This window comes from Stagnihabitans lacustris (assembly GCF_025950525.1).
GTDB lineage: Bacteria > Pseudomonadota > Alphaproteobacteria > Rhodobacterales > Rhodobacteraceae > Stagnihabitans.
The window spans coordinates 169,387-194,910 of the sequence record NZ_JAPDGS010000001.1; the positions used below are offsets into that span (position 1 = coordinate 169,387).

Genomic DNA, 25,524 nt, shown 5'->3' on the forward strand with positions numbered 1-25,524 from the left:
CTCTTAGCGCAGGTCGGCGGGAAGCAGCGCCTGCGGCAGGTTCTGATAGGCCACCGGACGCAGCCAGCGGCGGATCGACATGGTCCCCACACTGGTCGCGCCAAAGTTCGTGCTGGCCGGATAGGGCCCGCCATGAACCTGGGCGTCGACCACTTCGACCCCGGTCGGGAAGCCATTGGCCAGGATGCGGCCCGCCTTGCGCTCCAGCACCGGCATCAGGGCTTGGGCTTGCGCCGTGTCGGCGTCATCCAGATGCAGGGTGCAGGTCAGCTGGCCTTGCAGGGACTGGGCGACCTGTTCCATCTGCGCAAAGTCGCGGACCGTGACGACCAGACCCAGAGGGCCAAAGACCTCTTCGGCCAAGGCGTGATTGCCAAGCCAGTCATCGCCCGAGACTTCGAACAGATAGGGCGTCGCATTCCTCAGGTCGCAGGTCGAGGTCAGGACGGCCTGAACCCCGGTCTGCGCGGCCACCCGGTCGCGGCCGTCGCGGTAGGCCTTGGCGATGCCATCGGTCAGCATGGTTTGGGCGGGCATGGGCTCCAGGGCCGCCTTGGCCTGGGCGATCAGGGCCTGGGCCTCGGGGGAGGCGATGACGACCGCGATGCCCGGGTTGGTGCAGAATTGGCCCGCGCCCATGGTCAGCGACCCGGCCCAGCCCTTTGCCAGCGCCTCGCCGCGGTTGGCGACGGCATGGGGCAAAAGGAACATCGGGTTCACGGACCCAAGTTCACCGAAGAAGGGGATCGGTTCGGGACGGCGGGCGCAGAGGTCGAACAAGGCGCGGCCCCCGCCGAGCGAGCCGGTAAAGCCCACGGCCTTGATCAGCGGATGCTGGACAAGCGATTCCCCGACGTCGCGCTTGCCGCCCTGCACCAGCGAGAAAACCCCCGGATGCAGGCCAAGCGCCTTGATGGCGGCGTCGATGGCCTGGGCCACGATTTCACCGGTGCCGGGATGGGCCGAGTGGCCCTTGACGACCACGGGGCAACCGGCCGCCAGCGCCGAGGCGGTGTCACCGCCCGCGGTCGAGAAGGCCAGCGGGAAGTTCGAGGCCCCAAAGACGGCGACCGGGCCGATGGGACGTTGCACCAGCATGATTTCGGGGCGCGGGGCGGGCTTGCGGTCGGGCAGGGCCGCATCATGGCGGCGGTCCAGATAGGCGCCCTCGCGGATATGGGTCGCGAACAGCCGCAGCTGGCCGGTGGTGCGGCCGCGCTCGCCCTCCAGCCGGGCGGTGGGCAGGCCGGTTTCACTGGTGCCGATGGCGGTGATCTCGGCGCCGCGGGCCTCGATTTCATCCGCGATACGCTCCAGGAAGGCGGCGCGTTGGTCGCGGGTCAGGGCGGAGAAGCTGGGGAAGGCCGCCTCGGCGCCAAGGACGGCGGCATCGACATGGGCGGGGGTGCCGATGGCGAAGGCCAAGGCCTCGCCGGTGGCGGGAGAGGACAGGAAAGTGGCGTCGCCTGCTACCCATTGGCCAGCGATCAGGTGTTTTCCGGTAAGCATGTGCGTTCCTTTGGGGGGGAGGTCTGGGCGGAAAGCCTGGGGGTTTCACACCCCCAGACCCCCGTGGAATATTTGAGCCAGTATGAAAGACTAGAAGTGGAAGTCTTCAACCGTGATGCGTTCGCCAAGCGTCAGGGCATCGGCGACATGGGTCATGGGGGAGAGGTCGACTTCCGATTGGTGGGCGGCGATGAGTTGGGCCATGCGCGCGTAAAGCGCCGGGTATTCGCCCATGATGGTGTTTTCGCCCGCAGCAGGCTGGCCGTCGAGTTCCAGCACATTGCCGCCCATGCGCAGGGCAAGGTGGCCCTGTTGGGTTTGCACCGTGATGTCCCAGGTTTGCGGGCCTGTCTGGCGCCAGTCGAAATCGGCGGTGACATTGCCACTGAAGGTGAGCTGGGCGCCGATGGGCGTCTGGCGGTTGGCGGGGAACTCCAGCCGCGCCTTCTTCAGGTGGACGGGGGCCGGCAGGATTTCCGTCAGGATCGACAGAGCGTTGATGCCGGGGTCAAAGACGCCCATGCCGGCGGGTTCAAAGACCCAATCCTGGCCGGGGTGCCATTTGCGGACATCCTCGCGCCAGGTGATATGGGCGCTTTGGACCGTCTTGTCCTTGAGCCAGGCCTTGGCGGGGGCCACGGCATGGGCCATCCGGCTGTGCCAGGTGGCGTAGAGCGTCAGGCCTTTTGCGCGGGCCAGAGCCTCCAGCGCGTGGACCTCGGACAGGGTCGCGCCCGGGGGTTTTTCCAGCATGACATGGCGGCCCGCCATCAGCGCGGCATGGGCATAGTCAAAGCGGGGCGCGGGGGGCATACACAGCGAGACCACGGTGACATCGGGGCGTTCGGCCAGAAAGGTGGCGAAATCGGTGAAGGCGGGGACGCCCTCGACGCTGCCTTTGCGGGAGACGGTGGCGGAAAGGGTGAAGTCGGGGGAGGCGTTCAGCGCGGGGACGTGCTGGTCCAACGCGATCTTGCCGATGCCGACCAAAGCGATGCGGGTCATGGGGGGCTCCTTGGGCGGTGGCGCCTTCAGGTGCCGATCCGCTTTTTAGGGGACGTGGCGCGCGCCCCGGGTCCGGCTTGGACCGGGGCGCAGCCGAGGGGCTTAGTGCGAGTCGCGGCCGACGGGGGCGCCACGGCCGCCCTTCAGGAAGTCGAGGTCGGCACCGGTGTCGGCGCCTTGGACATGGGTCTGGTGCAGCCACATATAGCCGCTGTCGGCCACGTCATGGCTGGGCTTCCAGGCCGCGAGGCGGGCGGCAAGCTCGGCCTCGGGGATGTCCAGGTGCAGGCGGCGGTTCGGCACGTCCAGCTCGATGAAGTCGCCGTTTTGCACCACGGCCAGCGGGCCACCGGCAGCGGCCTCGGGCGAGGTGTGCAGGCAGACCGTGCCGTAAGCCGTGCCCGACATGCGCGCGTCACTGATGCGGACCATGTCAGTGATGCCCTTGCGCAGGACCTTGGGGGGAAGGCCCATGTTGCCGACCTCTGCCATGCCCGGATAGCCCTTGGGGCCGCAGTTCTTCAGCACCATGATGCAGGTTTCGTCGATGTCCAAAGCCTCGTCGTTGATCTTGGCCTTGTAGTCGTCGATGTCTTCGAACACCACGGCGCGGCCGCGATGCACCATCAGATGCGGCGAGGCGGCGGAGGGTTTCAGGACGGCCCCCTTCGGCGCAAGGTTGCCTTTCAGCACGACCACGCCGCCGGATTGCGCAAGGGCGCGTTCCTTGGGCAAGATCACGTCGTCGTTGTGGTTGACCACGTCCTTGACCTGATCCCACATGGTTTCGCCCGACACGGTCAGGGCGTCCTTGTGCAGCAGGTCCGACTCTCCAAGCCGTTTGATCACCGCAGGCAGGCCACCGGCATAGAAGAACTCTTCCATCAGGTATTTGCCGGACGGCATCAGGTTGACGATCGTCGGCACGTCGCGGCCGCAGCGGTCCCAGTCCTCCAGCGTCAGGTCGATGCCGACGCGGCCGGCGATGGCAAGCAGGTGGATCACGGCGTTCGTGCTGCCCCCGATGGCGGCATTGGTGCGGATCGCGTTTTCAAAGGCCTGCTTGGTCAGGACGTTCGAGGGCTTCAGGTCGTCCTTGACCATCTGCACGATGCGCCGCCCGGTCAACTGCGCCATGACGCGGCGACGTGAGTCCACCGCCGGGATCGCGGCATTGCCCGACAAAGCCATGCCCAAAGCTTCGGCCATCGACGCCATGGTCGACGCCGTGCCCATGGTGTTGCACGACCCCGGAGAGCGGCTCATCGACGCCTCGGCATCGGCGAATTCGGCCTGGGTCATCTCACCGGCCTTCACGGCCTCGGAGAACTTCCAGAGGTGGGTGCCAGAGCCCACACGTTCGTTTTTATAATAGCCGTTCAGCATCGGCCCGCCGGTCACGATGATCGACGGCAGGTCGGTGGAGGCGGCGGCCATCAACAGCGACGGCGTGGTCTTGTCGCAGCCGACCAGCAGGACGCAGCCGTCCATCGGCTGACCGCGCATCTGTTCCTCGACGGCCATCGCGGCCAGGTTGCGGAACATCATCGCGGTGGGGCGGAAGGCCGACTCGGAAGCCGAGAACACCGGGACTTCGACCGGGAAGCCACCGGCCTCATAGATGCCGTTCTTCACGCGCTGGGCCAGGTCGTTCAGATGCGCGTTGCAGGGCGTCAGTTCCGACCAGGTGTTCAGGATGCCGATCACCGGGCGCCCGTCGAACAGGTCATGCGGGAAGCCCTGGTTCTTCATCCAGCCGCGGTGATAGATCTGATCGCGGCCCGATCCGCCGAACCACTCTTGCGAGCGCAGTTTGCGGGGCCAGGGGGCGGGGGTAAAGGTCATGGCGTCCTCCTCAGAGCGCGGAAACTTGGGTGGTGCCTTCAGCGCGGGGCGCAAAGGTCAGGCGGTTCTTCAAGGGCTGACCGAAATCGGGAACGGCGATTTCGAACGTGTCGCCCTCCTGGGTCTTCACCCCATCGGCAAAGCTCAGCGTGGCGGTGCCGAAGAAGTGGACATGCAGATCGCCCGGCTGGCGGAAGATGTCATATTTGAAGTGGTGGTGTTCCAGGTTGGCGAAAGTGTGGGACATGTTCGCCTCGCCGGACAGAAAGGGCTTTTCCCACAGGACCTTGCCGTCGCGGTGGATGCGAGAGGTGCCGCGGATATCGGCGGGCAGGTCGCCCACCAGGATCTCGGGGCCATAAGAGGCCACGCGGAGTTTCGAATGGGCCAGCCAGAGGTAGTTGACCCGTTCCGTCACATGGTCGGAGAATTCGTTGCCAAGGGCCCAGCCGATGCGGTGCACATGGCCATCGGGCCCGACGATATAGATGCCGGCGAGTTCCGGCTCTTCGCCGCCATCCTCGGCAAACCCAGGGGCCATGAGGTCGCTTCCGGGGGCGATGGCTGCGGTGCCATTGCCTTTGTAGAACCACTCCGGCTGGGCGCCAACGGCGCCTGGCGCGGGGCGCCCACCCTCAAGGCCCATCTGGAACATCTTCATGCTGTCGGTCAGGGTCTCGGCCCCTTCCAGCTTGGCATGCATGGCGTTGCGCGCCGAAGCCGAGCCCAAATGCGTCAGACCCGTGCCCGTCAGATGCAGATGGGCGGGGTCGGGGTGGGACACCGGCAAAGCGAACTCTGCCGATGTCAGATCGACGACCTCTCCCAGACCCCGCTTGGCCACTTCTGCGGCCAGCGAGTGACCTGCGGTCACAGCCGCCATGGCCAGGTCATAGACGCTTTCGGTGCCGGGAAGCACCCGGGCGACATCGCCTTCACGAACGACGACAGACCCATTGCGAAGTTGAGAGAGATACATCTGTTTTACCGTGCCTTGTTGACCACGTCGAAGATCACGGCTGCCAGCAGCACCAGACCCTTGATCATGAATTGATATTCGTTGCCGATCCCCAAGATCGACATGCCCATGTTCATCACGCCCATGATCAGCGCACCGACCACGACGCCGACGATCTTGCCCGACCCGCCCGTCATCGACGCGCCGCCGATGAAGACCGAGGCAATGGCGTCGAGTTCAAACCCGGTGCCCGCCTTGGGCGTGGCCGAGTTCAGGCGCGCCGTCACGACCATCCCGGCCAAAGCCGCCAGGACGCCCATGTTGACAAAGGTCAGGAACACCAGCCGATCGGTGCGGATGCCCGACAGCTTCGCGGCCTTCTCATTGCCCCCCAGCGCATAGATGCGCCGGCCCATCGTCGTATTCTCGGTGAAGAAGAAATACAGCAGCGTCAGGACGGTCAGCACGACCATGACATTGGGCAGGCCGCGGAAGTTGGCCAACTGCCAGCCGACAAAGGCGATGCCCGCCGCCACGATGGCGTTGCGGCCGACGAAAAAGGCCATGGGCTCGGGCTCGATGCCGAATTCGGCGTCCCTTGCGCGCGACCGCAGGCCGGACCACAGGATCGCGGCAATCGCAAGCACCACGACCAGCAAGGTCAGGCCATGGGGCTTGGCGGCCTCATAGAACAGCGGGCCGACCAGGTCGGGCACAAAGCCCGAGGACAGGGCCTGGAACTCATCCGGGAAGGGGCCGATGTTCTGGCCGCCCAGCATCCACATGGTCGCGCCACGGAAGACCATCATTCCCGCCAGCGTGACGATAAACGACGGGATGCGCCAATAGGCCACCCAGTATCCTTGCGCCGCGCCGATCAGCCCACCGACCACCAGGGTCAGGGGAATGACGACATAGAAGGGCAGCTTCAGCGTCACGGTCAGCCAGGCGGCCACCGCGCCCGTAAAGGCCGCAACCGAGCCCACCGACAGGTCGATATGCCCCGCCACGATGATCAAAAGCATCCCCAAAGCCAGGATGATCACATGGGCATTCTGCAGGAAGATGTTCGAGATATTCGGCGGGATCAGAAAGCTTTTGCCGTCATAGGCAATCGCCACCGTGAACAGCGCCACAATGGCGACCAGCGCCAGTAGCATCCCGTTTTCGCGCAGATGGGCACCCAGATGCCCGCTAGATTTGTCGGCCATCACGCGGCCCTCCCTTCCTTCAAGATCATGCCCATGATTTTCTCCTGGCTCGCATCGGCGCCCGAGACTTCGCCGACGATGCGGCCCTCGTTCATCACATAGATGCGGTCGCACATGCCCAAAAGCTCGGGCATCTCGGAGGAGATCATCAGGATCGAACGGCCCTGTTCGGCCAGGTCCTTCATGATCGTGTAGATTTCAAACTTGGCGCCAACGTCGATGCCCCGGGTGGGTTCATCCAGGATCAGCACCTCGGGGTCGGTGAACAGCCACTTGGACAGGACCACCTTTTGCTGGTTTCCGCCCGAGAGGTTGACAACCTTTTGCTGCACGCCGGGCGTGCGAATGGCCATCTGCTTGCGGTAGCCGTCGGCCACCTGCGTCTCGCGGTGCTTGTCCAGCCAGCCAGCCCTGGACACGCCCAGAAGGTTCGCCAAGGTGATGTTGCGCACGATGGGCTCTTCCAGCACCAGACCCAGGCCCTTGCGGTCCTCGGTCACATAGGCCAGGCCTGCGTCAATCGCCTTGGTCACGGTCGAGACATCGACCACCTTGCCATGCATCTTGACCGTGCCCTGATGGGCCTTGCCATAGGACTTGCCAAAGACCGACATGGCCAGTTCCGTGCGCCCAGTGCCCATCAGACCCGCGATGCCCACGATCTCGCCCTTGCGAACGTTCAGGGAGACATTCTTGATCATCTGCCGGCCCACCTGTTCGGGGTGCATGCAGGACCAGTTCTCGATCTCCAAGAGCATCTCGCCGGGCTTCGGCTTGCGCTCGGGATAGCGGTTGGCCATGTCGCGGCCCACCATGTCGCGGATGATGCGGTCTTCGGTGATCTCGTGCTTGTCCATCGTCGAGACCGAGGCCCCGTCACGGATCACGGTGATCCGGTCGGCGACTTTGGCGATCTCGTTCAGCTTGTGGCTGATGATGATCTGCGTGACGCCCTGCGCCTTGAGTTCCAGCATCAGGTCGAGCAGTTTTTCGCTGTCGTTTTCCTGAAGCGCCGCGGTTGGCTCGTCCAGGATCAGCAACCGCACATCCTTGGCCAGAGCCTTCGCGATTTCGATCAGCTGTTGCTTGCCGACGCCCAGCTTGCCCACGATGGCGCCGGGGGATTCCGTCAGGCCGACCTTTTTCAGCCAGCCTTCCGCCTCCTTGAAGGCCCGGGGCCAGTTCATCACGCCATTGGTCGCGATTTCGTTGCCCAGGAACATATTTTCGGCAATCGACAGAAGCGGCACAAGCGCCAGCTCCTGATGGATGATGATGATGCCCCGCGCTTCGCTGTCGCGGATGCCGGTCAGCGCCAGCGGCTGACCGTCGTAAATGATGTCGCCCTCGTAAGAGCCATGCGGATAGACGCCCGAAAGCACCTTCATCAGCGTGGATTTCCCCGCGCCGTTCTCTCCGCAGATCGCATGGATTTCGCCTGGTTCTACCGTCAGGTTGACGTTGTCCAGGGCCCGGACGCCGGGGAAGGTCTTGGATATCCCCCGCATCTCCAGAAGTGTCGGCATCTGCCTATTCCCCCATCTTGGCCGTTTTCGGCCGTTATCGAACAACAAGACCGCCGCCGGGAGCAGGGCGGCGGCCGAGGTCCGCGGGCGGCTTCTACTGCCGTGGCCCGTCAAGGCCAAGGGTCGAACCCGCGGGAAGGGGCCTCCGGGTCACGCCCGGAGGCCCTTTGGTCTGCTTACTGCAGTTGCTCTTCGGTGTAGTAGCCGGCGCCAACAAGGATTTCCTTGTAGTTGGTGCCATCCACGGCCACCGGCTTCAGCAGGTAGGACGGAACCACCTTGTTGCCGTTGTCATAGGTCTTGGTGTCGTTGATCTCGGGCGTGCCGCCGGTCAGGACGGCATCCACCAGGGCGACAGTGACCTTGGCCAGCTCGCGGGTGTCCTTGAACACGGTCGAGAACTGCTCGCCCGCGATGATCGACTTGACCGACGGGATTTCCGCGTCCTGGCCGGTGACGATCGGCATGACCATATCGCCCGAGCCATAGCCCACGCCCTTGACCGACGACAGGATGCCGATGGACAGGCCATCATAGGGCGACAGAGCGCCGTTCAGGGCCTTGTCGGCGTAGTTGGACGCCAGCAGGTTGTCCATGCGGGCTTGCGCCACCGAACCATCCCAACGCAGCGTGCCGCAGACTTCCATGGTCATCTGGCCCGACGGAACGGCGATGTCGCCGGCGTCGATCATCGGCTTCAGGACCGACATGGCGCCATCAAAGAAGAAGAACGCGTTGTTGTCATCCGGCGAGCCGCCAAACAGTTCCACATTCAGCGGCTTCACATCGGGGAAGCGGGCCTTCATGCCTTCGACCAAAGAGGTCGCCTGCAGCACGCCAACCTGGAAGTTGTCGAAGGTGGTGTAATAGTCGACGTCGGGTGACTGACGGATCAGGCGGTCATAGGCGATGACCTTGATGCCAGCGGCAGCGGCGTTTGCCAGGGCGTTCGACAGGGTGGTGCCGTCGATGGCGGCAATGATCAGGGCCTTGACGCCCGAGGTGATCATGTTCTCGATCTGGGACAGCTGGGTCGGGATATCGTCTTCGGCATATTGCAGGTCGGTGGCATAGCCTGCCGCCTGGAACTGCGCGACCATCGATTCCCCGTCCGAGATCCAGCGGGTCGACGACTTCGTCGGCATGGCAATGCCCACGGTGCCCTTGTCTTGCGCGAAGGCCGCGAAGGGGATCATCGTGGAAGCGGTCGAAGCGCCAGCCAGCGCCAAAAGGGCGCGACGAGAAAGTTGCATGTGTTGTCCTCCCATGCCGCAGGATGCGGCGACAAACAGCGGTGCGGATTTTGCCTCCTCCACCGCGGGGGGCAGGTTGCAGATTTCTGTTATATCGGTCAAATCATGTTTTGGGATGAAAACATGACAGGCTTGTGATGATTGGAAGCGGCCGCCCTGACGCCCTGTTGCGAAAGGGACTGAAACTCAGCCATTTGCGACTTCTGGCCGCCCTGGCCGAGACGGGGCAACTGACCCAGGCGGCGGGGATGATCGGCATCTCGCAGCCCGCGGCCTCACGGCTGGTTGCCGAAATCGAGGGCATCATCGCGGCCCCGGTGCATGAGCGGACGGGGCGGGGATTGGGGCTGACGGCCGAGGGGCGGGCGCTGGCGGCACGGGCGCAAAGGGTGCGGCTGGAGCTGGATGACGCCGCCCGCGACCTGACCGAAATCGCCATGGGCGGCGTGGGCCAGGTGCGCATCGGCGCGGTGACGGGGCCGGCGATGGACCGCGTTTTGCCCGCGCTGCAGTCCGAACGGCTGAACCATCCGAATGTCTCGGTCGAGGTCGTGGTGCAGCCCTCTGACCTCTTGTGCGAACAGCTGCTGGCCGGGCGTCTGGACTTTGCCGTGGGGCGCCTGCCCGAGGGTCTGCGCGCCGAGCCGCTGACCTTTCGCCCCATCGCGCCCGAGCCCATCGCCCTGATCGCGCGGCGCGGCCATCCGCTTTTTGCGCGTCCCCGCCTGCGTGCGATCGAGGCGCTGGCCTATGATTGGGTGATGCCCGGCGCCGACAGCCTTCTGACCCGAACGGTGCTGACCCGCCTGCAGACCCTGGGTCTGCCGCGCCCGATGCAGCGGTTGGCGACCTCGTCCTTCCTATTGACGCTTGCCATGATCCAACAATCTGATGCGATTGCGGCCATGGCCCAGGCCTCTGCCTTGCAGATTTCGAACGGTGAGGCCGCCGTGGTCGCTATCCTGCCCTTGGACCTAGGGATCGAGGTCGAACCCTTTGGCCTGATCACCCGCGAGCGGGTTTCCCTCACCCCCGCCTCCCAACGCCTGGCCGACATGATCCTGAAAGGGTGAGGTCCGGAGAGGGGGTGCGGGGGGCGGCAGCCCCCCGCTTCGGCCGGAAAGGCCCCCGCAGGCCGCGATCCGCAATCCTGCCCTGCGGCACCTACCGGAACCGATCCACCCGCAGCGCCGCCACCATATCCGCCGAAAGCGACGGCGCCCGCCCCAGGGCCAGATCCGCCACCAGCTCTGAGGCCGCCGGAGAGGTCTGGAACCCATAGCCGCCCTGACCCGCGCTCCAGATGAAATCGGGCTCCAACGGGTCCGGCCCCAGGCACAGCACCCGGTCCGGCGCAAAGGTCCGCAATCCCGCCCAGGACGAGATCAACCGCGTCACGGGCTCGGACACCATGGCCTCATAGCGCGCCAGACCCTCGGCCAAGACCATGTCATCGGCCCAGGCGTCATGCGGCTCCATCAACTCCTCCTCGGCCGGAGAGACGATCAGCGCCCCGGCATCGGGCTTGGCATACCAGCTTTCGCCACAGCCAAAGAGCATCGGCCAGCCGCTGACATCCAAGCCCCCCGGCGCCGGAATCCGCGCCATCGACCGGCGATAGGGCGTAAAGCCGATGGCCTGCAACCCCGCCATCACGGCCACCTGGTCGACCCAGGCCCCGGCCGCATTGACGATGCGGCGCGCCGTGATGACCTCGCCCCCCGCCGTGACCTCCCAACCGCCCGAGACCCGGGCAATGGCGCTGACCGGCGCCTTCAAGCGCAGCTCCGCCCCATGCCCCCGCGCGATCCGCAAAAACCCCTGCAACAACAGATCGGTGTCGATGTCCCAGGCGTGATCGGCAAAGGCCGCCAAAGCCACCTCTGGCCCCAGGATCGGCACCATCGCCCGCGCCGCCTGAACCGAAATCCGCTCCATGCCAAAGCCCGCGATTTCGGCCGCGAACTCCGCCTCTTGATCCGCCCGCGCCACAACCATCAACCCGCGCGGCGATAGAACCCCCTCGGCGCCGCGAAAATAGGCCTCCGATGCCAGCGACAAGGCCACGACCGGCGCCAGCCCATAGCGCGGCTCATACAAAGCCGCCGACCGCCCCGAGGCGTGATGCGCCAAGGCCGCCTCGGCCTCCACGACGATCACCCGCCCCTCGGATGCCAGCCGCGCCGCCGCCGACACCCCGGCAATTCCCCCGCCAATCACCAGGAAATCGCAGTCCATCCCCATCCCTCTTCGTCTTTCATATTGACCCAAATATTCCACGGGGGTCCGGGGGTGTGAAACCCCCGGCTTCTGCAACGGGTCCGGGGGTGTGAAACCCCAAGGCCTTCTGCAACGGGTCCGGGGGTGTGAAACCTCCGGGCTATCCGCCCGTGCCAAACTGACCAGATTTGATCAAACCTTCAACCCCGACCAAGTCCCGCCCAAAGCAAAGGGCCCGAGGCTTCCGCCCCGGGCCCCCGCCTGTTCCACAAACCTTACGAGGCGCTTTCGACGCCCTTCACGAACCAGTCGATGACGGCCAGATCGGCCAGGGCCATGACCTCGCCGGCCTTCACCCGCTCGACCCCGTCCTGATCGAAGATCGGCCCGGTGAAGATGTCGTAAGTCCCGTCCTTGTAGCCCGCCTGCACGCCATCGGCCAAGGCCGCGACATCGGCCGGGATCGCGGCGTTATAGGGAGAGATCACCACGGTCCCCTCCTTCATGCCATCCCAGGTGTCGGCCGAAGCCCAGGTGCCGTCGACGATGGCTTGGGCGCGCGCGACGTAATAGGGGCCCCAGATGTCTTCGATGGCGGTCAGATGGGCGGTCGGCGCAAAGGTCGACATGTCGGCGCCCTGGCCAAAGCCGAAAAGCCCCTTCTGCTCCAGGATCTGCAGCGCGGCCGGGCTGTCGGTATGGGTCGTCACCACGTCGCAGCCCAGGTTGACCAGGGTTTCGGTCGCAGCCGCCTCTTTCGGCGGGTCGAACCAGCTGTCGATCATCACCAGTTTGACCGTCGCCGCCGGGTTCTGCTTTTGCGCGGCCAGGGCGAAGGCGTTCACGCCCAAGACCACTTCCGGCACTTTGAAGGACCCCAGATAGCCCAGCGTGCCCGACTTCGACATCTTGCCCGCAATGGTGCCCAGAACCGCACGGCCCTCGTGGAACTTGGAGTTATAGGTGGAGACGTTGTCGGCGCGCTTGAAGCCCGTGCAGTGTTCGAACTTCACATCGGGGAACTCGGCGGCGACTTTGATCGTCTGGTCCATGTAGCCATAAGAGGTCGTGAAGACCAACTTGCAGCCGGCATTGCACAGGTCGCGGATCGCGGCCTCGGCGCTGGCGTCTTCGGCCACGTTTTCGGTGTAGATCGTTTCGACCTTGTCGCCCAGGGCCGCTTCGACGGCCTCGCGGCCCTTGTTATGGGCCCAGGTCCAGCCATAGTCGCCGACCGGTCCCAGGAAGATGAAGCCGATCTTGATCTTGTCTTGGGCGAAGGCGGGCAGGGCCATGCTGGCCAGGGGGGCGGCCGCGGCCCCTTTCAGCAGGTTACGGCGGGAAATCGTCATGGCAGCGCTCCTAGGTTGAGGGTGTGAAGGGTTTCCCAAGGCAGGCCGGGGCCGAGGCCCCCGCCGTGCCGCGGGACGAGATGATGGCCAGCGCCACCACCGTCATGGCGTAGGGCATGGCAGCCCAGAATTGCGACGGCAAGAACGAGAAGCCCGCCGCCTTGGCGTAAAGCTCCAAAGCCATCAGGATGCCAAAGAAATAGGCACCCGCCAGCAGCCGCCCGGTCCGCCAACCGGCGAATACCACCAGAGCGAGCGCGATCCAGCCGCGGCCGGCGGTCATCTTCTCGGCCCACATCGGGGTGATGACCAGGCTGAAATAGGCGCCCCCGATCCCCGCCATGGCGCCGCCAAAGGCGATGGCCATATACCGCACGCGGATGACCGAATAGCCGATGGAATGGGCCGACAGGTCGTTTTCGCCCACCGCCCGCAGGATCAGCCCGGCGCGGGTCCGCTTCAGGAACCAGCCGACGACAAAGACCATGATGATGGCGAAATAGACGATGGGGGAATAGCCGAAGAACAGCTTCCAGAACGGGTCACGGGCCAGGGCATCGGGGAAGATCGACCCGAAGGGCGCCACGATGCGCCCGGTGAAATTCACCCCGATCAGCGACGACACCCCGGTGCCAAAGATCGTCAGCGCCAGCCCGGTCGCCACCTGGTTCGAGTTCAGCTGCAAGACCAGCACGGCAAAGATCAGCGAGGCCAGCGCCCCGCCCACCGCCGCCCCCAGCACTCCCGCCCAGGGGTTGAAGGTGAAGACCGTGACGCCGAACCCGCTGATGGCGCCGACCAGCATCAGCCCCTCGACCCCGAGGTTCAGGACGCCGGATTTCTCGACGACCAATTCGCCAAGGCCCGCCAGCAGGATGGGCGTCGTCAGCCCCACGATGGTGATGATGGCCGCAATCGTGAAATCCATGTCTCAGGCCCTTTTCGCAATGCGGTAGCGGATCAGGATATCCGAGGCGAGGATCAGGAACAGCATCATCGCCTGAAAGATCCCTGCCGTGCTGTCGGGGATATGAACCGTGGTCTTGGCCAATTGCCCGCCGACCGAGGTCACGGCCAGCACGATCCCGGCCAGCAGGCAGCCAAAGGGGTTCAACCGACCCAGGAAAGCCACGATGATCGCGGTGAACCCGTATCCGCTGGCAAAGCCCAGATCGACCTTGTGCAGGGCGCCTGTCAGCTCCAGCGACCCCGCAAGCCCGGCCATGGCGCCGCCGATCAGCATCGTGGCCCAGATCGTCTGCTTGGCGTCAAAGCCGCCGTGCCGCGCCGCATGGGGCGACGACCCCACGACCCGCACCTGATAGCCAAAGGTCGACCGCGACATCAGCAGCCAAAAGGCAAAGGGCAGGATCAGCGCCACGACGATGCCAAGGTGGATGGTCGAGCCGTCGAGTGCGGGCAGCATCTGACCCTCGGGCAGGGGGGCGGTGGCGGGGAAGTTGCGCCCGTTCGGGTCCTTCCACGGCCCGCCGACCAGATAGCCCAGCACCTGCAACGACACATAGGTCAGCATCAGCGAGGACAGGACCTCGTTCACGCTGAACCGCGTGCGCAAAACCGCCGGGATCAGCGCCCAAAGCGCGCCGCCAAGGCAGCCTGCCGCGATCATGGCAAGGATGACGAAAAAGCCCCCGGCCTGACCGAAAGCGAGGCCCACGCCCGCCGCCGCCAGCGCGCCGATCACATATTGCCCCTCGGCTCCGATGTTCCAGACCTGCGCCCGGTTGCCCACCGAAAGCCCCAGCGCGATGATGACCAAAGGTGCCGCCTTGACCGCGACATCCTGCCATTTGTGGCTGGCCAGCAGGGGCGTCAGAAAGATATCCCGCACCGCCGCCCAGCCATCGACGCCCAAGGCGTCAAAGGCCAATATCCCCACCAGCATGGTGACGATGACAGAGGCCACCGGCGTGATCACCAGCATCGCCATCGAAGGCTCGCGGCGTTTTTCCAGTTTATACCGCATGGGCTGTCTCTCCGTGGATGCCGCCCATCAGAAGGCCGATTTCGTCGATCTTGGCATCCGCCACCGCCATGGGCGCCGAAAGCCTGCCGCCGTTGATCACGGCCAAAGTGTCACACAGCGCCAAAAGCTCGTCCAGGTCCTGGCTGATCACCACGATGGCAGACCCCTCGGCGGCAAGGTCCACCAAGGCCTGATGGATCGCGGCCGCAGCCCCCGCATCCACCCCCCAGGTCGGCTGGCTGACCACCAGAACCTGCGGTTTTTGCAGGATTTCCCGCCCCATGATGTATTTCTGCAGATTGCCCCCTGACAGGCTTTCGGCCATCGCCCCCGGCCCGGTGGCCTTGACGGAAAAGGCCTCGATGACCTCTCCGGCATAGGTCCGCGCCGCCTTCGCGTCCAGCAAACCGCGGTTCACCATGCCCAGCCGGTCGCGCGCCGTCAGGATCGCATTGTCGGCCAAGGTAAAGACCGGAACCGCCGCATGGCCGTTCCTCTCCTCGGGCACCGAGGACACGCCTTGCCCCCGCCGGTCCCGCGCCGTCATGTGACCCACTTGCGTGCCGTTCACCGTGACGGCGGCGCGCGCCGTGGGCTCTTCGCCCGACAAGGCCAGCAAAAGCGCGTTCTGCCCATTGCCCGCCACGCCTGCGACGCCAAAGATCTCACCGGCGCGGACGGAGAAAGAGATGTCGCGCAAAGCCGTCCCAAAGGGGCCATCGGCCGGCAGGCTCAGGCCCTGCACCACCAGTTTCGGCGCGCCAAGACTGCGGCCATCCCGCTTGATGTCCTTGAGGCTGCCACCGATCATCTTTTCGGCCATCGACCGGCTGGTTTCCACCTTGGGGTCACAGGTATCAACCAACTTGCCGCCGCGCAGGATGGTCGCCGTATCGCACAAGGCTTTGATCTCATGCAGCTTGTGGCTGATATACAGGATCGAACAGCCCTCGGCGGCCAGCTTGCGCAGCACGATGAACAGCTGTTCCACCTCTTGCGGGGTCAGAACGCTGGTCGGCTCGTCCATGATCAGCAGCTTGGGGTTCAACAGCAGCGCCCGGACAATCTCGATCCGTTGGCGTTCGCCCACCGACAGGGTGGACACCACGCGGGACGGGTCCAGCATCAGGCCATATTGCGTCATGACGGCGCGGATCTTGGCCTCCAGCGCGCGGGCGGGGATGGCGGCGTCCATGCCAAGCGCGATGTTTTCCAAGACGGTCAGCGCATCGAACAACGAGAAATGCTGAAAGACCATGCCGATGCCCAGCTTGCGGGCGGCCTTGGGGTTGGCGACCTGCAAGGGCGCGCCATTCCACAGGATCTGGCCCTCGTCGGGCTGCATGATGCCATAGATCATCTTGACGAGGGTCGATTTCCCCGCGCCATTCTCGCCCAAAAGCGCATGGATTTCGCCGGGCTGGACGGCAAAGCCCACGCGGTCATTGGCCAGCACGCCCGGAAAGCGCTTGGTGATGCCCTTCAACTCCAGCCGTGCCGTCATGCCGCCCCCCGGTTTGCGCCTGCAGGAGAAGCCGGAACGGCGGCTCTTACTATGCGGGTCGCATTTGAAGCAGCTTCATGAAACTGCCACAAACCGCCCGCGGCCCGGGCTGGCGCCCCTGGTTTTTGCTGCAATCCCATTCCCCGCTTTGGTCTTTGTCTGGTGTCAGCCCTCTGATGTGACTGATCTTTACGCAAAGGCTAGCCCTTGGCGGTCAGGGGGGCAAGCAAAACTGCCCAAAGCGGCGGCAGCTGCGGGGTGGGTGCCCAGGCTTTGGGCGTTTCCTCTTGCCCGGGGCCGGGGCGCGCGGCAGTTTGGCGGGAAAGGAGCGCCGCCATGACCGAACTTGATCACAGGGCGCTGTTGCGCCTGGCCATCGCCGAATCCGCCAAGGCGCGCGAGGCGGGCAATCACCCTTTCGCCTGCATCCTGGTGGGCCCCACGGGTGAGGTGCTGATGACCCAACACAACGCCTTCATGCCCGACCACGACATGACGGGTCATGCCGAACGGGTGCTGATGACCCGCGCATCGACCCAGTTGCCGCATGACCTGTTGAAGGACTGCACGATCTATACCTCGGCCGAGCCCTGCGCGATGTGCGCCGGGGCGATCTATTGGACCGGTCTGCGGCGGGTGGTTTACGGCCTGACCGAAAAGGCGCTGAAAGAGATCACCGGCAACCACCCCGAGAACCCGACGCTGGACCTGCCCTGCGAGGCGGTCTTTGCGGCGGGTCAGCGAAGGGTCGAAGTGATCGGCCCGATGCTGGAGGACGAGGCGGCGGCGGTCCACAAGGGGTTCTGGGGGTAGGCGCATAGGGGGCATTGCGCCCCTGTTGCCTGCGCGGCCTGTTGCCGGCCCTTCCCGTCACGTGCCGACTGTCCCCGACCAATCGGCGCCGGGTCTGGCCTGCGCCCCCCCGCCCCCGAGGTGGGGACCATGAAACGCCGGGGTGGGGGATAGAGAGGGAGGCGGAAAGGTTGGGGGTCGCGGCTCAGATCTTGGCCAATAGCGCCGAAATCGCGCGGGCCTGGCCTTCCAGTTCGATGGCCAGCTTGGCATGTTCGGACTTCCACAGCGGCGCGGCCTGGTCCACCACGCGCGCGCCCTCTTCGGTCAGGATGGGCCTGCGGATGCGGCCGTCGGTGGCATCGGGCGCAAGCGTCAAGAGGCCCCGCCGCTCCAGCGCCTTGACGGCTGCGGTCATCGTCGCCTGATCCATCGCAAGGAACTGCGCCAGTTCCGACAGCTTGGGCCGCCACTGCCCCGACAGAGCCACCATCATGGAAAATTGTCCATTGGTGATGCTCAAAGGTGCGAACAGCCGGTCAAAGCGCCGCGCCAGCACCCGCGCCGCCCTTTGTGTCGCCAGACACAGGCAGTTGTCGCGGATCTCGTGGATCGTTTCGATGGACAAGGGCTTGGGGCTTGCGTCCTGCATGACTCTTTGATATCAAACCTAACCATTCAGGGCAAGCGACTTGCCCCGGCGGCCCCTGTGGCAGGGTGACGCGGGGCCGGTGTAATTCTTTTGGGGGGATGATGGAACCGGCTTATCGTTGGGTTGTGGTGGCGGCGGGCGGTTTGATGGGCTGCGTCGCGATGGGGGCGCTTTTCGCGCTGCCCGTCGTGCTGAAATCCATGGATGCGGCGACGGGTTGGGGGGCGGCGGGGATCGGCTCTGCCATGACATTCGCGTTTCTGGCCATGGCTGTGACCTCGATGGTCTGGGGCAATCTGTCGGACCGCTTTGGCGCAAGGCCTGTGCTGCTGGTGGGCGCGGCGCTGTTTGCCGCAAGCCTTTGGGGCGCGGGGCAGGCGCAAAGCCTGGGACAGTTCCAGGTGATCTTTGGCCTTTGCGCCGGGGGCGCAGTGGCGGCCTTTTTCGCGCCGATGATGTCGACGGTCACGGGCTGGTTCACGACGCAGCGCGGTTTGGCCGTGTCGCTGGTCTCGGCCGGGATGGGGCTTGCGCCCGTGACCATGTCGCCCCTGGCGGCCAAACTGATCGAGACCCAGGACTGGCGCGGGGTCTTTGCCATCATGGCGGGGCTGGTGGCCCTGGTGACGCTGCCCCTGGCGCTGGTGCTGCGTCCTCCGCCTGCGCAGGGCCCCCAGGTTGCGCAGGACGCGCCCGATGAGGGGATGACGGTGAAACAGGCCGTGACCTCGACGCCCTTCCTGATCCTGGTGCTGACCAATTTCTTTTGCTGCGCCACCCATGCCGGGCCGATCTTTCACACCGTGTCCTATGCGCAGCTGTGCGGGCTGTCGGTCATGGCGGCGGTGTCGGTCTATTCGGTGGAGGGCATCGCGGGCATGTTCGGGCGGCTGGGCTTTGGCGTCATGGGCGACCGGTTCGGCGCCAAGCGCGTGCTGGCGACCGGGCTTTTCGCCCAGGCCATCGGCGCCGCGGCCTATGCCTTTGCGGGCAACCTGTGGCAGTTCTACGCGGTGGCCGCGCTGTTCGGCTTTATCTATGCCGGGATCATGCCGCTTTATGCCGTTCTGATCCGCGAGAATTTCCCGATGCGGATCATGGGCACGCTGATGGGCGGCACGGGGATGGCGGGCAGCCTTGGCATGGCCTCGGGGCCCTGGCTTGGGGGCTGGATCTATGACACGACGGGGGGATATGGCGCGATGTATGCGACCTGCTTTGTCTTTGGGATCGCGGCTTTCGCCATCATGCTGACCTTCCGGCCCTTTCCCAAGGCCCAGATGGTTCCGGCCTGATCGAGACCCGGGCTAGGCGACGCAAGCAGAGCGCCCGGCCTAATAATCGGGCGCAAAGCCTGTGGCGGGGTCGATCAGGGCCTCTCGCCCGGGGATCAACAGGGCGCCGATCCGGGGGGCTGTCTGGGCGATGATGCGGCCACGGCGGATGACGTGGAGCTTCACCGATTTCAACCGCAGCGCCTCGGCCGGGTCGCGGGCCTGCAGGACGACCAGATCGGCATGGGCGCCCTTGTGCAACCCATAGCCTTGCAGCCCCATGGTGCGGGCCGAATTGACCGTCAGCGCGTCAAAGATGGCCGCCTTGTCGTCAAGGCTGGCCATCTGCGCCACATGGATCGCCATATGGCCGACCTCCAGCATGTCGCCCGACCCCATGGAATACCAGGGGTCCATCACGCAATCATGCCCGAAAGAGACGTTCAGCCCGGCCGCCATCAGTTCCCGCACCCGCGTCATGCCGCGGCGTTTGGGATAGGTGTCGTGGCGGCCCTGCAGCATGATGTTGATCAGCGGATTGGGGATGACGTTCATCCGCGCCTCGGCCATCAGGGGGATCAGCTTGGACACGTAGTAATTGTCCATCGAGTGCATCGAGGTCAGGTGTGACCCCGCCACGCGGCCCTGAAGCCCGTGGCGGATCGTCTCGGCGGCCAGCGTTTCGACATGGCGCGACATTGGGTCGTCAGTCTCGTCGCAATGCATGTCGACGGGAAGGCCGCGGTCGGCGGCGATGCGGCACAGCGCCTGAACAGAGGCGCGGCCTTCCTCCATCGTGCGTTCGAAATGCGGGATGCCGCCGACGATATCCACCCCCATGTCCAGCGCGCGGGTCAGGGAGGCTGCGCCTTCGGGGGCGCGGTAATACCCATCCTGCGGGAAGGCCACGATCTGCAGGTCCAGGTGGTCGCGCACCAGATCGCGGACCTCCAGCATGGCCTCGACCGTCACCAGACGGGGATCAGAGGTGTCGACATGGGTGCGAATGGCCCCCATGCCCTGCGTCACGGCCAGGTCGATATAGCGCAGCGCGCGGGCGACCAGGGCTTCGCGGGAAAGGGTCGGGCGCAGCTCTCCCCACAAGGCGATGCCTTCCAGCAGCGTGCCCGAGCGGTTCATCCGCGGCAGGCCCAGCGACAGCGTCGCGTCCATATGGAAATGCGGATCACAGAAGGGCGGGGCGACGAGGCGGCCCGTGGCGTCGATGGTGTCGCGGGCCTCGGCCGTGATGCCCGGCGCGATGGCGGCGATGGTCTGGCCCAGGATCGCGATGTCGATGTCGCGGCGCCCATCGGGGAGGTTGGCATGGCGGATGATCAGGTCAAACATGATGGGACTTTCTGGGGCAGGGCGCGGGAGGGGGCTCCGGTCTTTTGCGTATGTGTCGGGGGGGGCACACCCTCCCCGGTCTTTTGCGGATGTGTCGGGAGGGTTTCACGCCCTCCCAGGTCTTTTGTGGATACCCCGGGAGGGTTTCACACCCTCCCGGACCCTCCCGTGGGATATTTATGAAAAGATGAATGGGGGCAGGAGAGGGCGCGCATCAGGTGATGGGCGACGCCGATGGCGATGGCCTGGGGGTGTTTTCCCAAGCTGGGGTCGCCGATCGGGCAGGTGATGGGGGAGGGGTCATGGCCGAGGGCCTGCAGGCGCGACCGGAAGCGGGCCCATTTCGTCTGGCTGCCGATCAGGCCGCAGGTGGTGAAGCCATGGGAGAGCAGGCGGTGGCAAAGCTCTAGGTCCAGTTGGTGCGAGAAGGTCAGGATCAGGTGATGGGCGTCTTTGGGCGCCAGGGAGACGGCTTGGGCAGGGTCGGGGACGGGGAGTTGGCGGACGCCCTCGGGGCCTTCGGGGAAGCGGTCCGGGGCGATGTCGATCCAGGTGATCTGCAGGTCGGGCAGGGGGGCCAGCGTGGTCGCGATGGCGCGGCCCACATGGCCTGCGCCCCACAACCAAAGGGCGGATTTCGGCGGGGTCACGGGGTCGATCAGCCAGCCTTGCAGGATCTGGGTCGCGGGCAGGGCGCCTTGGCCGCGGGCCAAGGCCAGCAGGCGCTTGACCGCCAGCGGCATGGGCAAGCCGTCGAGTGACACGGTATGCAGCGGGCCTTGGGGGACCTTTGTCAGGACCTCGGTCACAAGCGTCACCGCCCCGCCGCAGCATTGGCCAAGCGCGGGGCCAAGCGGGATGCGGGTGACATGCGGGGCGCCGCGGTGGGCGCGCGCGACCTGGATCGCCTGATGCTCCAGCGCGCCGCCGCCGATCGTCCCGTGGGTCGTGAAGGGCGTGACCAGCATCGAGGCCCCGGCCTCTCGCGGGCTTGAGCCGTCGTGCGCGGCGATCAGCACACGGGTGACGGGGCCTTGCGCCAGGGCCTGGGACAGGGCGGTCAGGTCAAGCACGGATGCGCTCCACCGCCATCAGGATGCGTTCGGCCGTGGCGGGGGCATCCAGCGCAGGATAGGCCGGGCCGCAGGCCTGCACCGCATCGGACAGGGCCATCAGCACCGAAATCCCAAGGTTGAAGGGCGGCTCTCCAACGGCTTTCGATTTGCCCACGGTGTCCTCGCGGTTGGGCTCGGACCACAGCGCCACGTTGAAGATGGGAGGGCGGTCGGATACGGCAGGGATCTTGTAGGTGCTGGGCGCATGGGTCGTCAGACGGCCCCGCTTGTCCCAGACCAGCTCTTCGGTGGTCAGCCAGCCCGCGCCCTGGACATAGGCGCCCTCGACTTGGCCGATGTCCAAAGCCGGGTTCAGGCTGCGGCCGGTGTCATGCAGGATATCGGCGCGCAGGATGCGGTTTTCGCCGGTCAGCGTGTCGATGACGACCTCGGTTACGGCGGCGCCATAGGCGAAATACAGGAACGGTCGCCCCTGACCCCGCACCCGGTCCCAGGTGATCTTGGGCGTGGCGTAGAACCCGGTGGACGACAGCGAGATGCGCGCCTGCCAGACCCAGCCCGCCACCTGCGCAAAAGCATGGCTTTCACCGGCCACCAGGACTTCGCCGCCGGAAAACCGCACCGACCCCGCCGGCACGCTGTATTTGCTGCCAAGGAAATCCGCCATCCGGTCGCGGATCGTCAGGGCCGCATTTTCGGCCGCCTTGCCGTTCAGATCCGACCCCGAAGAGGCCGCCGTGGCCGAGGTGTTGGGCACTTTGCCCGTATCGGCCGCGGTGATCTGGATATCGCGCGCGGCCAGGCCAAAGACCCCGGCCACGACCTGGGCCACCTTCTGGTTCAGCCCCTGTCCCATCTCGGTCCCGCCATGGCTCAGATGGACCGAGCCATCCTGATAGACATGCACCAAGGCCCCCGCTTGGTTCAAGAACGTCAGCGTAAAGGATATCCCGAACTTGACCGGCGTCACCGCAATCCCGCGTTTCAACACCGGACTGCCTGCGTTCCACTCTGCAATCGCCGCGCGCCGGGCGTGGTAATCGCTGTCCTGCAACAGCTGCGCCACCAGCCGCCCCGAGACGCTGTCTTCGACCTCCATCCCGTATTGCGTGGTCTGGACCTCGTCTTTCATACTGACGGAAATACCTCCACGGGGGTCCGGGGGTGTGAAACCCCTGGCGCGTTCCGCATAGAAATTCGCCTGCATGATTGCCACCGGACCCAAGCCCATCGCATGGGCCAGATGGTCGATGATCCGCTCCATCCCCACGATACCCTGAGGCCCGCCAAAGCCGCGATAGGCGGTGGCGGATTGGGTGTTGGTCTTCAGCCTATGCGACTCGATGCGGATCGCGGGGATGAAATAGGCGTTGTCGGCGTGCAACATCGCGCGGTCGGCGACGGCCAGCGACAGGTCCTGGCTCCAGCCGCAGCGGATCAGATGCACCACATCGACCGCCGTGATCTTGCCCGCCGCATCGCAGCCCGCGCGATACCGGATTTTCAGGTCATGCCTTTTGCCGGTGATCATCATGTCGTCGTCGCGGTCATAGCGCATTTTGGCCGGACGGCTCAGGCGCGCGGCCACGACCGCGCAGGCTACGGCCAGCGCGTTGCCTTGGGACTCCTTGCCGCCAAAGCCGCCGCCCATCCGCCGCATCTCGACCCGGACCGCCGCCATCGGCAGATGCAGGGCATGGGCCACCTTGTGCTGGATCTCGGTCGGGTGCTGGGTGCTTGCCATGACATGCACGCCGTCTTCGGTCGGGATCGCTGCGGCGACCTGGCCTTCCAGATAGAAATGCTCTTGGCCGCCCACCTCCATCTCGCCTTCGACCACGGTTGCGGCCTGGGCGAAACCGGTGTCCAGATCGCCCCGGGTCCAGATCACGGGCCCCTGTTCAAAGCGAGAGTTCGCCGCAAGCGCCTCTTCGACGGTCAAAAGGGCGGGCAGGTCGCGGTAGGTGACACGCGCCAGCCGCGCGGCCTTGCGGGCGGCCAGATGGCTTTCTGCCGCCACCAGAAACACCGCCTGACCAATGTGATGCACGACACCCCTTGCCAACAAAGGTTCGTCATGGGCCACCGGCGAGACATCGGGGACCGTGTCAAAATCCTCGGCGGTCAGGACCAGGACCACGCCCGGTGCTGCGCGCACGTCGGACAGGTCGATGGACAGGATCTCGCCATGGGCCACGGTCGACAGGCCAAAGGCCAGGTGAATCGCGCCCTCGGGCAGTTTGATATCGTCGACATAGGGCGCGCGGCCCGTCACATGCAGCGGCGCGCTGTCATGGGGCAGGCTTTGGCCCAAAGCGCCGGTCAGAGGGGGCGTCATGGCGTCACCTCCTGCACATCGGTGGGCACGCCCTGCGCCTCTAGCGCCAGGCGGGTCAGCAGGTTCTGCGCGACCCTCATGCGATAGGCGGCCGAGGCGCGCATATCCGACAGCGGCTGGAAATCCTGCGCAAAGGCGGGCAGGGCTGCGGCCACGCCTTCGGGGGTCAGGGCGCGCCCGATCAGCGCCTGTTCCACCGCCCTGGCGCGTTTGGGGATGCCCGCCATGCCGCCAAAGGCGATGCTGGCGCGGGTGATCAGGCCTTGGTCGGTCCGGATGTCAAAACAGCCCAGCACCGCCGAGATATCCTGGTCGAACCGCTTGGAGACCTTGTAGCAGCGCAGATCGGGCGCCGTGGCGGGAATGGTGACGCTTTCCACGAATTCTCCGGGCTGGCGGTCCTGCTTGCGGTAATCCAGAAAGAAATCCTCCAGCGGGATCGTGCGGCGCTGGGCGCCCTTGCGCAGCGTCAGGCCCGCGCCCATGGCGATCAGCGCGGGCGGGCCGTCCCCGATGGGCGAGCCATTGGCGATGTTGCCGCCGATGGTGGCGGCGTTCCTGACCTGCAGGCTGGCGTAGCGCCGCAGCATATGGGCGAAACCGGGGTGGCTGTGGGTCAGCGCCTTGCGCAGGGTTTCGATCGTGACGCCCGCGCCGATGATCAGGCGGTCGCCGTCGGCGGTGATGTGGTCCAGTTCGGTGATTGGGGCAAGGAAGGCCACGGGGGAAAGGTCGCGCAGCTGTTTCGTCACCCAAAGCCCGACATCGGTGGCGCCTGCGATCAGAGTGGCGGTGGGGTTCGCCTCATACCAGGTGGCGAAAGCGTCGAGGTCGGGGGGCTGCTCGCCCCCCGAACCCCCCGCGCCAAAGGGGAGCACGCTCCCCTTTGGAAACCCCGTGGATATTTGGGAAAAGATGAAATCAGGGGGAGGGGAAAGGGCGGCTGCCTCAGCCGCGCGGATGATCGGGGCGTAACCGGTGCAGCGGCAGAGGTTGCCGGCCAGGACCATGTCGTGGTCGCGCTCGCCCGTCAGATGGGCGGTGGCCAGCGACATGACGAAACCGGGGGTGCAAAAGCCGCATTGGCTGCCGTGATGGGCGACCATGGCGGATTGCACCGGGTGGGGTTGGCCTTGGTGAGACAGGCCCTCGACCGTGGTGATCGCCTTGCCCTGCAGCTGGCCCATGAAAAGGATGCAGGCGTTCAAGGCCTTTGGCCCCTGGACGTCCTGCACCATCACCGTGCAGGCGCCGCAATCGCCCTCGTTGCAGCCCTCTTTGGTGCCCTTGAGCCCCCGCGCGTCGCGCAGCCAGTCCAAAAGCGTGGTGGTGGGAGCAATATCCGTCAGACGGACCGGCGTTCCGTTCAGGAGAAACGCAAGTTCAGCCATGGTTCTGCCTCGCCGCGGTCTGATCCGGCCCTTTGCCCCCCGATGCGGCGGAAAGGGGCGGAGCTTCGGTATTGGGCGATGGATTGGGCCGCTTGTCCAGCCTTGGCTTTGGGCGGCTTGCGAAAGCTCTTGTCGGGAATGATGGAAAATCGGGCTTTGGATGAAAAAACCGGCCCGAGTTGCCCCGGCCCCGAACCATAAAAAAACCGGCCCAAGCAAGCTCGGGGCCCGATGATAAAAAACCGGCCCGAGCAAGCTCGGGCCGGAGGAGCGCCAGGCGC

20 protein-coding genes are annotated in these 25,524 nt (G+C 65.6%); 3 read left to right on the top strand and 17 right to left on the bottom strand.

Translation table 11 applies throughout. From position 1 onward, the window contains the following. Positions 1–3: 3 nt before the first annotated feature. From NX862_RS00835 to chvE, 7 genes are all read right to left on the bottom strand, one after another. Positions 4–1,509, bottom strand: coding sequence for an aldehyde dehydrogenase (NADP(+)) (locus NX862_RS00835; protein WP_264491982.1), 1,506 nt, complete (start codon positions 1,507–1,509; stop codon positions 4–6). A 90-nt stretch (positions 1,510–1,599) separates the two neighbouring features. Next, positions 1,600–2,514: a Gfo/Idh/MocA family protein gene (locus NX862_RS00840; RefSeq protein WP_264491983.1), complete on the bottom strand. Its 915-nt coding sequence runs from the start codon at positions 2,512–2,514 to the stop codon at positions 1,600–1,602. Between the two features lie 102 nt (positions 2,515–2,616). Next, positions 2,617–4,359, bottom strand: coding sequence for an L-arabinonate dehydratase (gene araD / locus NX862_RS00845; protein WP_264491984.1), 1,743 nt, complete (start codon positions 4,357–4,359; stop codon positions 2,617–2,619). Positions 4,360–4,369: 10 nt separating this feature from the next. Further along, positions 4,370–5,338, bottom strand: coding sequence for an AraD1 family protein (gene araD1, locus NX862_RS00850; RefSeq protein ID WP_264491985.1), 969 nt, complete (start codon positions 5,336–5,338; stop codon positions 4,370–4,372). Positions 5,339–5,343: 5 nt separating this feature from the next. Beyond that, positions 5,344–6,528 carry a multiple monosaccharide ABC transporter permease gene (gene mmsB / locus NX862_RS00855; RefSeq protein ID WP_264491986.1) on the bottom strand — a complete coding sequence of 395 codons (1,185 nt, stop codon included), beginning with the start codon at positions 6,526–6,528 and terminating at the stop codon, positions 5,344–5,346. Further along, positions 6,528–8,054, bottom strand: a complete 1,527-nt coding sequence (gene mmsA / locus NX862_RS00860) for a multiple monosaccharide ABC transporter ATP-binding protein (protein WP_264491987.1) — start codon at positions 8,052–8,054, stop codon at positions 6,528–6,530. Before mmsA ends, mmsB begins: the two co-directional genes overlap by 1 nt. A 176-nt stretch (positions 8,055–8,230) precedes the next feature. Next, a complete protein-coding gene (gene chvE / locus NX862_RS00865) occupies positions 8,231–9,250 on the bottom strand; it encodes a multiple monosaccharide ABC transporter substrate-binding protein (protein ID WP_264492708.1) in 1,020 nt (339 codons plus the stop codon). Positions 9,251–9,474: 224 nt separating this feature from the next. On the opposite strand from chvE, the gene NX862_RS00870 reads away from it, so the two are divergent. Then, entirely contained in the window at positions 9,475–10,380 is a 906-nt protein-coding gene (locus NX862_RS00870) for a LysR substrate-binding domain-containing protein (RefSeq protein ID WP_264491988.1), read from the top strand. Between the two features lie 91 nt (positions 10,381–10,471). Here the strand turns inward: NX862_RS00870 and NX862_RS00875 are convergent, their stop codons facing one another. The 5 genes from NX862_RS00875 to NX862_RS00895 all read right to left on the bottom strand — a co-directional run bounded on the left by NX862_RS00875 (position 10,472) and on the right by NX862_RS00895 (position 16,370). After that, on the bottom strand, positions 10,472–11,545 hold the full coding sequence (locus NX862_RS00875; protein WP_264491989.1) for an NAD(P)/FAD-dependent oxidoreductase: 1,074 nt from the start codon (positions 11,543–11,545) through the stop codon (positions 10,472–10,474). A 257-nt stretch (positions 11,546–11,802) separates the two neighbouring features. Further along, on the bottom strand, positions 11,803–12,879 hold the full coding sequence (locus tag NX862_RS00880) for a BMP family ABC transporter substrate-binding protein (protein WP_264491990.1): 1,077 nt from the start codon (positions 12,877–12,879) through the stop codon (positions 11,803–11,805). Positions 12,880–12,889: 10 nt separating this feature from the next. Then, on the bottom strand, positions 12,890–13,807 hold the full coding sequence (locus NX862_RS00885; protein WP_264491991.1) for an ABC transporter permease: 918 nt from the start codon (positions 13,805–13,807) through the stop codon (positions 12,890–12,892). Between the two features lie 3 nt (positions 13,808–13,810). Continuing rightward, entirely contained in the window at positions 13,811–14,866 is a 1,056-nt protein-coding gene (locus NX862_RS00890; protein WP_264491992.1) for an ABC transporter permease, read from the bottom strand. After that, positions 14,856–16,370: an ABC transporter ATP-binding protein gene (locus NX862_RS00895; protein WP_264491993.1), complete on the bottom strand. Its 1,515-nt coding sequence runs from the start codon at positions 16,368–16,370 to the stop codon at positions 14,856–14,858. The genes NX862_RS00890 and NX862_RS00895 overlap by 11 nt, the downstream gene beginning before the upstream one ends. A gap of 336 nt (positions 16,371–16,706) precedes the next feature. Between NX862_RS00895 and NX862_RS00900 the strand changes: the two genes are divergently transcribed. Continuing rightward, positions 16,707–17,183 carry a nucleoside deaminase gene (locus NX862_RS00900; RefSeq protein ID WP_264491994.1) on the top strand — a complete coding sequence of 159 codons (477 nt, stop codon included), beginning with the start codon at positions 16,707–16,709 and terminating at the stop codon, positions 17,181–17,183. A gap of 184 nt (positions 17,184–17,367) precedes the next feature. Here the strand turns inward: NX862_RS00900 and NX862_RS00905 are convergent, their stop codons facing one another. Next, entirely contained in the window at positions 17,368–17,814 is a 447-nt protein-coding gene (locus NX862_RS00905) for a MarR family winged helix-turn-helix transcriptional regulator (RefSeq protein ID WP_264491995.1), read from the bottom strand. 101 nt (positions 17,815–17,915) lie between these two features. On the opposite strand from NX862_RS00905, the gene NX862_RS00910 reads away from it, so the two are divergent. Next, positions 17,916–19,109 (top strand): MFS transporter, encoded by a 1,194-nt coding sequence (locus NX862_RS00910; RefSeq protein ID WP_264491996.1) that lies wholly within the window; start codon positions 17,916–17,918, stop codon positions 19,107–19,109. 39 nt (positions 19,110–19,148) lie between these two features. Here the strand turns inward: NX862_RS00910 and NX862_RS00915 are convergent, their stop codons facing one another. The 4 genes from NX862_RS00915 to xdhA form a co-directional block, all read right to left on the bottom strand. Further along, complete coding sequence (locus NX862_RS00915; RefSeq protein ID WP_264491997.1) at positions 19,149–20,438, bottom strand: amidohydrolase family protein; 1,290 nt, start codon at positions 20,436–20,438, stop codon at positions 19,149–19,151. Between the two features lie 146 nt (positions 20,439–20,584). After that, on the bottom strand, positions 20,585–21,511 hold the full coding sequence (gene xdhC / locus NX862_RS00920) for a xanthine dehydrogenase accessory protein XdhC (protein ID WP_264491998.1): 927 nt from the start codon (positions 21,509–21,511) through the stop codon (positions 20,585–20,587). Continuing rightward, a complete protein-coding gene (xdhB, locus tag NX862_RS00925) occupies positions 21,504–23,852 on the bottom strand; it encodes a xanthine dehydrogenase molybdopterin binding subunit (RefSeq protein ID WP_264491999.1) in 2,349 nt (782 codons plus the stop codon). Before xdhB ends, xdhC begins: the two co-directional genes overlap by 8 nt. Then, positions 23,849–25,243 (bottom strand): xanthine dehydrogenase small subunit, encoded by a 1,395-nt coding sequence (gene xdhA, locus NX862_RS00930; RefSeq protein WP_264492000.1) that lies wholly within the window; start codon positions 25,241–25,243, stop codon positions 23,849–23,851. Before xdhA ends, xdhB begins: the two co-directional genes overlap by 4 nt. Between the last annotated feature and the right edge of the window lie 281 nt (positions 25,244–25,524).